This is a genomic window from Roseovarius sp. (assembly GCF_048262375.1).
GTDB lineage: Bacteria > Pseudomonadota > Alphaproteobacteria > Rhodobacterales > Rhodobacteraceae > Roseovarius.
The window spans coordinates 142,300-153,962 of the sequence record NZ_JBLXFE010000002.1 but is presented as its reverse complement, the minus strand read 5'-3'; the positions used below and the strand labels follow the sequence as shown (position 1 = coordinate 153,962).

The 11,663-nt window shown below is 60.1% G+C and carries 8 protein-coding genes and 1 other RNA gene; 5 read left to right on the top strand and 4 right to left on the bottom strand.

Features of this window, described 5'->3' with window-relative positions:
• Window positions 1–1,320, bottom strand: a complete 1,320-nt coding sequence (locus tag ACN0SW_RS03270; protein ID WP_417726468.1) for a nucleotide sugar dehydrogenase — start codon at window positions 1,318–1,320, stop codon at window positions 1–3.
• Between the two features lie 804 nt (window positions 1,321–2,124).
• On the opposite strand from ACN0SW_RS03270, the gene ACN0SW_RS03265 reads away from it, so the two are divergent.
• Window positions 2,125–3,573 (top strand): mannose-1-phosphate guanylyltransferase/mannose-6-phosphate isomerase, encoded by a 1,449-nt coding sequence (locus tag ACN0SW_RS03265; RefSeq protein WP_417726467.1) that lies wholly within the window; start codon window positions 2,125–2,127, stop codon window positions 3,571–3,573.
• A gap of 194 nt (window positions 3,574–3,767) precedes the next feature.
• Here ACN0SW_RS03265 and ffs read toward each other — a convergent pair.
• Together ffs and ACN0SW_RS03255 are read right to left on the bottom strand one after the other, a co-directional pair.
• An RNA gene (ffs, locus tag ACN0SW_RS03260) (signal recognition particle sRNA small type) lies at window positions 3,768–3,866 on the bottom strand.
• On the bottom strand, window positions 3,864–5,810 hold the full coding sequence (locus ACN0SW_RS03255; protein ID WP_417726466.1) for a bifunctional 2',3'-cyclic-nucleotide 2'-phosphodiesterase/3'-nucleotidase: 1,947 nt from the start codon (window positions 5,808–5,810) through the stop codon (window positions 3,864–3,866). The genes ffs and ACN0SW_RS03255 overlap by 3 nt, the downstream gene beginning before the upstream one ends.
• 235 nt (window positions 5,811–6,045) lie before the next feature.
• Between ACN0SW_RS03255 and nudC the strand changes: the two genes are divergently transcribed.
• A complete protein-coding gene (gene nudC / locus ACN0SW_RS03250) occupies window positions 6,046–7,017 on the top strand; it encodes an NAD(+) diphosphatase (RefSeq protein ID WP_417726465.1) in 972 nt (323 codons plus the stop codon).
• A 55-nt stretch (window positions 7,018–7,072) separates the two neighbouring features.
• Window positions 7,073–7,540 (top strand): SRPBCC family protein, encoded by a 468-nt coding sequence (locus tag ACN0SW_RS03245; protein ID WP_417726464.1) that lies wholly within the window; start codon window positions 7,073–7,075, stop codon window positions 7,538–7,540.
• 6 nt (window positions 7,541–7,546) lie between these two features.
• Here ACN0SW_RS03245 and ACN0SW_RS03240 read toward each other — a convergent pair whose 3' ends face one another.
• Window positions 7,547–8,389: a prephenate dehydratase gene (locus tag ACN0SW_RS03240; protein ID WP_417726463.1), complete on the bottom strand. Its 843-nt coding sequence runs from the start codon at window positions 8,387–8,389 to the stop codon at window positions 7,547–7,549.
• Between the two features lie 119 nt (window positions 8,390–8,508).
• Between ACN0SW_RS03240 and ACN0SW_RS03235 the strand changes: the two genes are divergently transcribed.
• Both ACN0SW_RS03235 and ACN0SW_RS03230 read left to right on the top strand, forming a co-directional pair.
• On the top strand, window positions 8,509–9,561 hold the full coding sequence (locus ACN0SW_RS03235; protein WP_417726462.1) for a c-type cytochrome: 1,053 nt from the start codon (window positions 8,509–8,511) through the stop codon (window positions 9,559–9,561).
• A gap of 157 nt (window positions 9,562–9,718) precedes the next feature.
• Window positions 9,719–11,653, top strand: coding sequence for an extracellular solute-binding protein (locus ACN0SW_RS03230; RefSeq protein ID WP_417726461.1), 1,935 nt, complete (start codon window positions 9,719–9,721; stop codon window positions 11,651–11,653).
• Window positions 11,654–11,663 lie beyond the last annotated feature (10 nt).

Here is an 11,663-nt window from a genome sequence, read left to right as displayed (position 1 = left end):
TCAAAGGCGCAGGTCGCTTTGATCCTTCGAAAACGCCGCCTTCATGTCGAAGAGCACACCGTCAGCTGTCATCAGCCGTCGTAGGCGGGCCGCGCCCTCCTCGATCATATCGCTATGGGCAACGGCCAGAATGACGACGTCATAGCTGCCGGTTTCGGGCAAAGTGGTCGAGATGGTTTGGCCGTATTCCTCTTGCACCTCGGCAGGGTCGGCCCATGTGTCCACGATGTCGATGTCCATGCCATAAGACCTGAGGTTGCTGACCAGATCGATTACTTTCGTGTTTCGCGTGTCGGGGCAGTTTTCCTTGAACGTAAAGCCAGCGAGGAGAACCTTCGCGCCTTTGACCCGCAAGTCGCGCTGAATCATGGCCTTGACCAGCCGGTTGACGGCATTTCGCGGCATGCCGTCGTTGATCTCGCGCGCGGTTCGGATGATGTCTGGGATATGGCCAACTGCCATCGATTTATGAACAAGGTAATACGGGTCGACGCCAATACAGTGCCCCCCCACCAGACCCGGGCTGAGGCGGATGAAGTTCCATTTGGTCGCGGCTGCGTCCAGCACCTCGTTTGTGTCGATCCCGAGGTGTGAAAATACGATCGACAGTTCGTTGATCAGGGCGATGTTCACGTCACGCTGCGTGTTCTCGATGACTTTCGAGGCTTCGGCCACACGGATCGAAGAGGCCCTGAAGGTGCCAGCTTCGATAATGCTGGAGTAAAGCTGATCGACAAATTCCGCCACTTCGGGTGTGGAGCCCGATGTGACCTTTGTGATCTTGGTCAGGGGGCGTGTCTTGTCGCCGGGGTTGATCCGCTCGGGGCTGTATCCTGCGAAAAAGTCCTGATTGTATTTAAGGCCCGAGACAGCTTCTACGACTGGAATGCACTCTTCCTCGGTGGCGCCGGGGTAAACGGTCGATTCGTAAATCACAACGTCGCCACGGCTGATATGCCGCCCAATTGTGCTGGATGCAGAAATCAACGGGGTAAGGTCGGGGTTTCTGGACGAGTCCACCGGTGTCGGGACCGCAACTATAAAGACATTGCATGTGTCGAGATCGGCTTCGGTGCTTGAAAAGCGAAGCTTTGACGCTTCAGCGAGAGTGGCCCCATCAAGTTCGCCCGTTGAGTCATGGCCAGCGTTGAGTTCCACAACCCGGTTGGTTTTTAGATCGAACCCAATCGTGTCGTAAATTTTGCCCAATGCAGCAGCAAGAGGCAGGCCGACATATCCCAATCCAATCACAGCAATTCGGGTCGCTTGGGGAGGCAGAAATTCTGGTTGATGCGCGGGTGTGGGCATACGCTCGATCATCTTTCATATGTGTGGTTTAAGCTTACTTTAGGCTTTGAAGGCACATTTTTGCATTGTGGCGCGTCTTTATATCGCAATTTTGCGCGTCGACATTCAGGCGGTATCGTTTCTCTGGAGGCGGGATATCTGGACCCTAGACATGACGGTATGAGGCGTTGCAACGGCGCGCGTTGCGCGAATAAAATCGATCTGATCGTGTGCGAACAGGAAACGCTGAGCCTGAATGGGGAGTTGGGACGAGCATAGCGGTTTTTCTTACTTCCTTGTTGCCCGGTGATACGTCGATCATCTCGCTCGGCCGCTTGGGGGCCATTTGGTCGGCCCTCAACCGTTGATGCCAAGCTGTTCAATGGCGGAATAATATATGCGCAATTCGATCTGGGATCACAACCCTGATCTGACCCGAACACCGCGTGACGACGTTTGATTTTGGTGACAGACCACGGGGCTTATGCTGTGTGAAACATCTTTGTTTGATCACTTTTCGGAGAATCTTGACTGTTTCCGTGTAGGTAGAGGATGGCAACCGCACGCATTGGTCCTGTGATTGCGCAAGCCGGTCTCTGGTCGGTACCTCGGGGGCCCGGACGTGTTGCTGCTTGGGTCAGAGGCCATTGGCTGTGGAACCTCATGAAAGGTCCGGTGTCGGATCAGGTCGCGCGTTGCTTGGCTCTTAAAACTCCTGCGTGCCAAATGCTTGCACAAAGTGACGGGGTTGAAGCGGGACTTGCAGGCACCTATCAATGGTTTTGAGAGCATTTGGGCGCTTTTCGCGGTTGACGCGGGCTGAGGGAGGTTTTGATCATGCCACAGGATATTTACCCGCTCTTGCTCTGCGGCGGTTCTGGCACCCGGCTCTGGCCTTTGTCGCGCAAAAGCTATCCCAAACAGTTCACCCAGTTGACCGGCAACGAGAGCCTGTTTCAGGCCTCGGCACGGCGGCTTTCGGGGGTGGGCTTCGCCGCGCCGATGGTGATCACCGCGTCAGATTACCGCTTTGTCGTGTTAGAGCAGCTGGCCGCTGTGGAAATCGCCGCCGCCGCCACGTTGATCGAACCTTCGGGGCGGAATACCGCGCCGGCGATCCTTGCAGGCGCATTAGCGCTGCATGCCCGCGAACCCGGTGCGCTGATGCTGGTGGCGCCATCGGATCACGTTATTCCTGATGCCGAGGCGTTTCGCGCGGCCGTCTCGGCGGCAATTCCGGCGGCGGAGGCCGGGCAGCTTGTGACCTTTGGCATTCGGCCGGACCGGGCTGAGACAGGCTATGGCTGGCTGGCATTGTCGAGCGCGCCGGGCGAGGCGTTTGCTGCCGTGGCACAGCCTTTGAAGGGCTTTGTTGAAAAGCCAGACGCGGCCACGGCACAAAAGCTGCTCTCAGGGGGGCTGCATCTTTGGAATGCGGGGATATTCCTGTTTTCCACCGATGCGATCCTTGCCGCTTTTGAGACCCATCAACCGGCTTTGCTGGCCTCTGTGCAGGCCGCGCTCGATGGGGCGGAAAAAGATCTGGGTTTTCTGCGTCTGGCGCCAGCGGCGTGGAGTGCCTGCGACGATATCTCGATTGACTATGCGGTGATGGAAAAGGCCAGCAATCTGACGGTTGTTCCCTATGGGGGCAGTTGGTCAGATCTGGGGGGCTGGGATGCGGTCTGGCGCGAGGCCGGGCCAGATGCGGATGGCGTGGTCACCTCGGGCCCGGCAACGGCGGTTGATTGCACCGACAGCCTGTTGCGGGCCGAAGACAGCCAGCAGGCGCTGGTGGGGATCGGACTGAAGGATATCATCGCCGTCGCGATGCCGGATGCGGTGTTGGTCGCGCACAAGGACCGGGCGCAAGAGGTCAAGCAGGCGGTGGCGGTCCTCAAGGCCAAGGGCGCATCGCAGGCCGAAATCCTGCCGCGTGACTATCGCCCCTGGGGGTGGTTTGAGAGCCTCGTGTCGGGGTCGCGGTTTCAGGTCAAGCGCATCCATGTCCATCCCGGCGCAGCGCTTAGCCTGCAGAGCCATCACCACCGCTCGGAACATTGGATCGTGGTTGAGGGCACCGCCCGCGTGACCGTCAATAACGAGGTCAAGCTGGTGAGCGAAAACCAGTCTGTCTATATCCCTCTCGGCGCTGCTCACCGGATGGAAAATCCCGGTAAGGTGCCTATGGTCCTGATCGAAGTGCAAACCGGCAGCTATCTCGGCGAGGATGATATTATCCGCTACGAGGACGTGTATGCGCGCGGGCAGGGGGCCAAGGCCTGAGAGCTTGCTGTGCCAGGCATCAGTAAGTTCAACCTTAGCCTTTCGGCGTAACGTATGGGCGTTCCGGCGCCGATTTTCCGATCCCGACGTTAGGAGACGTCAAATTCCTGCGGTGTCTGATGTCTCAGATCTGCCCCAAGGGCGCTGACCTCAGACAGTAAGAGGCTTGAACCTTTGAAGGGTTAAGATGGGGAGGGTGAGAGGCTGGACAACGACCCAAGCGAGGCTCGTTACGGCTGCTTCCTTCCGGATCTGACCGGGTTGGCGAGGTGCCTGCCCGCGCCAACCTCTCACCGCATCATATAGGCCGCTGGTTCGGGATGTGCAAGGGTTGGCTGCTCTGCGCTAAGAGGCAGGCGCAGGCGCAGAAACCCTGCCTCGGTCAGACCGAGATCGGTCGCGCCCAAGGCGGTGATGTCCTGAGGGTGCGCGCGCAGGCCGGGGCCGGTCTCTATCGTCACGGTGGTTCCCGGCAGGGGGACAAAGCGCCATGTGGGACGGGATGCTGGCCTGATGTATCCGCGCGCTGCAATGTAAGTGGCCAAGAGATCGCGCACAGGCCGGGTGCCAGAGTAGATCAAACCATGCTCTGCCAGAGGTGCAAACGGGCCGCCCCCGTGCGCGCGGTAGCTGTTGGTTGCGACGACAAAGCGGTCTTTGTCCATGACGGGCTGACCTGCATGGCGCAGATCGTGGATGCGCTGGGCCTTGGGATGTTTCAGCGCGCCGTAGAGGTCATAGCGCGCAGGCTGGCTCAGGTCGATGCTGTAACTGAGACCGTCGATCACGTCGAAATCATGCCCCGGAACTGCCGGATCAAGAAGCGGTTGATCCGGCTTTTCAGGGGATAGGCGATGAAAGCAGATCGCGGCGCGTTCCAGCCAGTCGTGCAATTCAGCCCCGGTTACCAGCACGCCAGCCAGTGTGTTGGGAAAGCCGTAGAGATCGGCGATGTTGCGCAGGCGCAGCGGGCCTTCGGGAATGTCGGTGAAATGCGAAGGGCCGCCGTGCCCGCCGGTTTTGAAGGGGGCTGTGGCGGACAGAAGCGGCAGGTCGGAATAGGGGCTGTCCGCGAGGGCATCGCCCAGTGCTGCGCGTTGCGCATCATTCACAAGTTGCAAAGCAAGATTGTTGGGCAGGAGGGCCAGATAGCTGTGTAGCGGCGCACCGGTCCGGCCGATTTCACGCGCGGTGAGGGACAGCGTATGGGCATGAGCCGGCCCAAGCATGGCGCAGAGCGTGGGGCAGGGCGGGGCACTGGCGGCAGGGAGGAGTGCTGCGTGATGGTTGGTCATGTTCCACGCGCCTGTTGCGTTGCGGGTCAGGGTCAGATCAAGCTGACCCAAATGGTCCCCGCGAAACCCGGCCATCAGGCACGGTGTGTCATGCAGAGTACCGGCTGCCGTGTCTGCCCCGGTGATGCCGTGATGATCCGGTCCCGGAAAGTGTTTGTGGCTGTGACCTGCAAGCAGGACGTCAATGCCGGGCAGGCGGGCGAGGGCCCTCGCGGCGTTTTCCATCATTGGGCGACCGGGGCCCGGATCCACGCCGGTATGGGCGAGCACAATCACGATGTCAGCCCCGGCTGCCCGCAGCACGGGCACCCAATCGCGTGCGCTCTCGACCATGTCGCGGACATCAATGCGGCCCGAGAGCCGGGCGTGATCCCATGTCATGATTTGCGGCGGCACGAGGCCAAGAACGCCAATGCGCAGAGTGTGATGCTGCCCACTGGTATCGCGCATCTGTCGGGTCAGTAGCAGATAGGGCGGCAAGAGCGTGGTATCCTTGGCCGGGCTGTCGCCCCGGCTGGTGATGACATTGCAGCAGGTCAGTGGAAATCGTGCTTGGCTCAGCGTGCCCGTCAGCCAGTCGAGACCAAAGTTAAACTCATGATTGCCAAGTGTGGCTGCGTCATAGGCCAACTGGTTCATCGCGGCGATGACCGGATGCGGAGCCTGCCAGCCGCTGCCGGGTTGCGCGGTCAGATCCGTGAGCGCCGTGCCTTGGAGGAAATCGCCAGTGTCAAAGAGCAGGCAGTTGGCCGCTCCGTCCTCTGACCGGGCTCTGCGGATCAGCGTGGCGAGACGCGCCAGCCCCCAAGGGCAGTCTGGCCGATTGGTGAAGTAATCGTAGGGTAGGAGATGGCCGTGGACATCCGTCGTCTGCAAAAGACGCAGATGCAGGGCCGTATCGCGGGGCGGCAGTATCGGAAACTGAGGGTTACACGTGGTCAAATTGGAAACGCTCTGATGCTGGTTACGGTGCCCGGCGCGACCGCTGACTGAGAACCTTATCCACAAGCTAACATTACAAAATATGCCTTGGGCTTGGGAAGCGTTGCATGGCCGTGAAATGGTTTCAATACACTATAAGTTGCAAAAGTTGTGATTTGCCTGTGCTTTCTGCTGCTTGGGGCTTGTCTTGCAGTCAGGGGCGTTGTGTAGAAGGGGCAGACAGGGGAGGCAGACGATGCGGAATGCAGAGAGTGTGACATTCGGCGGATCGGCGCTCGACCGGGCGGACGAAATGCGCGGTAACGAGGCCGCGATCACGGCGGCGGTGGCCGAGGGCCGCGTGCGGTCGATTGTGCTGTGGCGTGGCAAGCCGCTGTTGCGTGCCGAAACGCTGGATGCGCTGATCGAACTTGCGCCGGATCATCCGGTTCTGGCGCGCTACAAGGTGCCGCCAATCCTCTTGGGACGCGACGAGGGTGGCGCTCTGATTCTAGCGCATGATATTTCGGCCTGGGTGCCCCCCGGTTTGGAGCCCGATCAGCTTGATACCTTCCTTGATGCCAGCGAACAGGTGCATCCTGATCTGCCGGAGGCCACTGTCTTTGCCGAGTTGCGGCGGGTGATGACCCGGCTCAGCCCGCGTGATGCCGAACTGGCGGCCACCGCCAAGGCTGTGTTCGGCTGGCATGTCACGCATCGGTTCTGCGCGCGTTGCGGTCAGGAAAGCCGGATGATCCGGGCGGGCTGGCAGCGCGCCTGCGATCATTGTGGAGGTCAGCATTTCCCGCGCACCGATCCGGTGGTTATCATGCTGATAACCCGTGGAAATTCTGTCTTGATGGGGCGATCACCGAGTTGGCCAGAGGGGATGTATTCGCTCTTGGCCGGGTTTATCGAGCCGGGCGAGACCATTGAGGCGGCGGTTCGTCGCGAAGTCTGGGAAGAGGCGGGCATCAAGGTGGGACGGGTCAGCTATCTGGCAAGTCAGCCTTGGCCGTTTCCGGCCTCGCTGATGTTCGGCTGCCGGGGCGAGGCGTTAAGCGATGAGATCACCATTGACCCCAACGAAATCGAAGACGCGCTCTGGATGAGCCGCGAGGACATCCTGTCGGCCTTTGCCGGAGAGCATCCGTTCCTCTTGCCGGCGCGCAAGGGGGCGATTGCGCATTTCCTGCTTGAGAACTGGCTTGCTGACTGTCTGGATTGACGCAACAATGATGTTGGGCACAAAACGATAACAAAAACACAAGGGCGGTCTGGGGATGCAATTTACCAGCAAGGAAGATATCGAGGCTCCGATTGAGCGGGTGTTCGCGGAGATCACCGACTTTCAGGGTTTTGAGCGATCTGCCCTACGGCGAGGTGCGGATATCAAGCGCACCGACACCTTAAGAGCGCCGGGGGTCGGCGTGAGCTGGCATGCGGTTTTTAAGCTGCGGGGCAAGCAGCGCACGCTTGATGTCAATGTGGCCGAGTATGATCCGCCCAATGGGATCACCCTTGGGTTGGTGTCGGCCTCGATAGAGGGGCAGATGATTGCGGATTTGGTTGCGCTCTCGCGCGGGCGCACACGGATGAGCGTGACACTGGTTCTGCAGCCGCGCAGTCTGGCTGCGCGGTTGATGATGCAATCGCTCAAGCTGGCGCGCAGCAATCTGACCAAGCGGTTCAAGGTCCGGGTGGCCGAATACGCGATGGAGGTCGAAGAACGTTACCAGCAATCCGCCTGACAGGGATCAGTCGGAATCGTGCCTGCGCGGATCGGCGGGGTAGACGCCCAGAATTGTGACGTTCGACGTGAAATAATCCAGTTCATCCAGAGCGCGGGCAACCGATGGATCATCGGGATGGCCCTCTATGTCTGCGTAGAACTGGGTCGCGGTGAATGACCCGCTGACCATATAGCTCTCGAGTTTGGTCATGTTGACCCCGTTGGTGGCAAAGCCGCCCATGGCCTTGTAGAGTGCGGCGGGGATGTTGCGCACCTGAAAGACAAATGTCGTCATCATCCCGTCATCGCCACGCCGCGAAAAATCGGGCTCTCGCGCCATTACAAGGAATCGCGTGGTGTTGTTGCCCTGATCCTCGATATGGCGGGCGATGACGTCGAGACCATAGATTTCACCCGCAAGCTCGCTGGCGAGTGCTGCCATTTCCGGCTGTTTGGCCTCGGCCACATGACGGGCAGAACCTGCGGTATCCGCACCGGTGATCCGGTGGATGCCGTGCCGTTCCAAAAAGGCACGGCACTGACCCAAGAGCATCGTGTGACTCATCGCGCACTCAATTTCATCGAGTCGGATGCCGGGCAGGGCCAAAAGATTGATATGCACCCGCACGAATGCCTCTGCCACGATGTGCAGACCCGATTCGGGCAAGAGGTGGTGAATGTCGGCCACGCGGCCAAAGGTGGAGTTTTCCACGGGTAGCATCGCCAGATCGGCCTGACCCTCGCGCACCGCTGAAATTGCATCCTCAAAGGTGCGACAGGGCATAGCCTCCATCGTGGGATAGGTCTCGGCACAGGCCTGATGTGAGTAGGCGCCGGGCTCTCCCTGAAAGGCGATGCGGTTGGTCATCTGCGATTTTCCGTGTTTTTGGCCCTCTCGGGCGTTTGGTCGCGGAAACTACACCTTGCGCGCCGGTAGGGGAAGCGGATAGATACGCGGCCAACGACGGATCAAATGGAAACGGGCCTATGTTCGACACAATGACAATGACAAAGACCGCTGGCGCGCTGTGTGGCGCGCTGCTGGTGTTCCTTTTGGGCAATTGGGCGGCAGAGTCGATCTACTCGACAGGCGGCGGTCACGGCGACGATCACGCGCAGGGTTATGTGGTCGATACTGGCGACGACGGGGCCTCGGAAGCGGCCGTGGACGAAGGCCCGAGCATCGGTGCGCTGATGGCTGCGGCTGATCCGGTGAATGGCGAAAAACTGTTTCGCAACTGTGCCGCGTGTCACTCGGTGGTACAGGGCGAAAACAAGGCGGGCCCGTATCTCTATGGTGTGGTCGGTCGGAATGTCGGATCGGTTGACAGCTATGGATCCTATTCGGGCGCGCTGACCGAGGTTGCGCAGGTCTGGACCCCGGTCGAGTTGAATGGTTTTCTTGAGAGCCCCAAAGGGTATGCGCCCGGCACCACGATGGGTTATGCGGGGATGCGCAAGGCCGAGGATCGCGCCGACCTGATCGCCTATCTTGATCAGACCGATGGCACGACATTCGAAATGCCGGTTGAAGAGGCCGCCGCAGCTGAGACCGCAGTTGAACAAGCGGCAGCAGAGCCTGCTGCTGTTGAAGAACCTGCGGCAGAAGCCGCACCCGCCGCTGAGGAAGCTGCTGCCGCTGTGGAGCCTGCTGCGGCAGAAGCCGCCCCCGCCGTTGCGGAACCTGCCGCCGCAGAAGCCGGCGGGTCGGATTTTGCAGCGCTGGTCGCTGCGGCTGATTTGGCCGCCGGTGAAAAACTGTTCCGCCGCTGCGGTGCATGCCACAAGCTGGAAGACGGTAAGAACGGCGCTGGGCCATCCCTCCATGATGTGGTCGGGCGTGACATTGCCAGCGTTGACGGTTTCACCTATTCCGATGCGCTCAAGGGGCTGGACGGTACATGGACTGTTGAAAAGCTGAGCAGCTGGATCGAGAACCCGCGTGCATTTGCCCCCGGCAACCGCATGGGCTTTCCGGGGCTCAAGGATGAGCAGGACCGCGCCAACCTGATCGGTTACCTGCAAAGCGCTGGCAACTAAGCCGCGTCACATTTGCGAGAGGCCGCTGCCCCCCGAGGGCGGCGGCCTTTTTCATGGGCAGAGGACTGGATCGGAGCTTGAACAACCCGCGCCCCCTCCTTAGCTTGCCAGCGACGGATCAAGCACCAGATAATGGGTGCGGCAGGAGGAGGATGTGATGACCAGACAGCAAACCTTGGCCGAGGCCCGGACACATTCAGGATTTGTGCTGGCGCGCGCACTGTTGGCCTTGGCGGGACTGTCAATCGCTGTGCTGATCGCACAGGCGGCCTGGGCCGAGGAAGAGATCATCACGTCGCACGGGTATTCGTTTTATGGCGATCTGAAATACCCTGCCGATTATCCGCATTTCGATTATGTAAACCCGGACGCCCCCAAGGGCGGCGAAATCTCGCTCTATGCGCCGGGCACGTTCGACTCGATGAACCCCTATTCGCGCAAGGGTCGCGCCGGGCGGCTGTCTTGGATGGTTTACGAGAGTCTCTTGGGGGCCTCTGAGGCCAGTGGCGAACCATTGCCGGGGGATCGGTATAACGAGGGTTACGGTCTCTTGGCGGAGCGGCTGGAGTATGACGCGGGCAAGACTTGGGTGATTTTCCACATGCGTCCCGAGGCCAAGTTTGCCGACGGCACGCCGGTCACGGCGCATGATGTGGTTTTCTCGCACAATCTCTTTCTGGAGCAGGGGCTGAAATCCTATGCCGATGCGGTCAAGCGCAGGGTGCTGAGTGCCGAAGCGCTGGATGATCACCGGGTCAAGTTTACCTTTGCCGAAGGGATTTCACGGCGGTCGCTGATTGATCAGGTGGGTGGAACGCCGGTTTTTCCGCGCAAATGGTATGAGGAAACAGGCGCGCGGCTGGATGAGCCACGGCTGGAGGCGGCGCCGGGATCCGGTCCCTATCAGGTCAAGAGCTATGACGTGAATCGTAACATCGTGTATGAGCGCAACCCGGACTATTGGGGCTGGCATTTGCCGATCAACAAGGGCCGGCACAATTTCGACCGTATCCGGATCGAGTATTTCGCGGATGACAATGCGGCCTTTGAGGCGTTCAAGGCGGGGATTTACACGTTCCGGCCAGAGGGCAATTCCAAGACATGGGCCACAGGATATGATTTCCCGGCGGCCAATGCAGGCCATGTGGTCAAGGCGGAACTGCCCGACGGCTTGCCGCCGACGCCGTCGGGTTTTGTGTTCAATCTGGGCCGCGAGGTGTTGCAGGATAAACGGGTGCGCCAAGCGATTGCTCTGGGGTTCAATTTCGAATGGACCAATGCTTCGCTGCAATACGGGCTGTTTCGGCAGCGCAACTCTTTTGTGCAGGATACACCGCTAGAGGCCAAGGGCGTGCCTCAGGGGGCGGAATTGGAGTTGCTCAAATCCCTCGGCGATCTGGTCCCCGAAGATATGCTGACCGCACCGGCGGTGATGGCGCACACATCGAATGGTGAGCGGCTGAATGACCGGCGCAATCTGCGTGCGGCGATGAACCTGTTGGATGAGGCAGGCTGGCCCGTGGGCAGTGACGGCCAGCGCCGTAATGCGGCTGGTGACGTGCTCAAGATCGAGATTCCGATTTCCGCCTCTGGTTCCGCCACCATGTCGGCGGTGGTCGAGAGTTTCGTCAGCAACCTGCAATTGATGGGGATTGACGCCAAGTTCGACAAGATCGACGCCGCGCAATACACCGCCCGTGAGCGGGATCGCGATTATGATCTGATTTTTGACAGCTATGTGGCGTTTCTAGAGGCCGGCACCGGGCTGCATCAGAGGTATGGCAGCCAAGAGGCCGCGTTCAGCCTGTTCAACCCCGCCGGTCTGGCAAGCCCGATGGTGGATGCAATAATCGACCGCGCGCTCGAGTCGGGCAGCACGGAAGAGCAGGACGTGGCCCTGACGGCGCTGGACCGGGCCTTGCGCTATGAGTTTTTCATGATCCCGACATGGTATCTGGACAAAAGCTGGGTCGCCTATTGGGATATGTATGCCTACCCTGATCCGCTGCCGCCCTATGCGGCGGGCGTGCTGGATTTCTGGTGGTATGACGCCGACAAAGCCGAGGCGCTCAAGGCTGCGGGCGCGCTGTGATCCGGGGGAG

Bases quoted from the DNA above. Each gene is read 5' to 3' on its own strand.
- ACN0SW_RS03230 (WP_417726461.1), top strand. From the start codon at position 9,719: ATGACCAGACAGCAAACCTTGGCCGAGGCCCGGACACATTCAGGATTT.
- ACN0SW_RS03240 (WP_417726463.1), bottom strand. From the start codon at position 8,389: ATGACCAACCGCATCGCCTTTCAGGGAGAGCCCGGCGCCTACTCACAT.
- nudC (WP_417726465.1), top strand. From the start codon at position 6,046: ATGCGGAATGCAGAGAGTGTGACATTCGGCGGATCGGCGCTCGACCGG.
- ACN0SW_RS03265 (WP_417726467.1), top strand. From the start codon at position 2,125: ATGCCACAGGATATTTACCCGCTCTTGCTCTGCGGCGGTTCTGGCACC.
- ACN0SW_RS03245 (WP_417726464.1), top strand. From the start codon at position 7,073: ATGCAATTTACCAGCAAGGAAGATATCGAGGCTCCGATTGAGCGGGTG.
- ACN0SW_RS03235 (WP_417726462.1), top strand. From the start codon at position 8,509: ATGTTCGACACAATGACAATGACAAAGACCGCTGGCGCGCTGTGTGGC.
- ACN0SW_RS03270 (WP_417726468.1), bottom strand. From the start codon at position 1,320: ATGATCGAGCGTATGCCCACACCCGCGCATCAACCAGAATTTCTGCCT.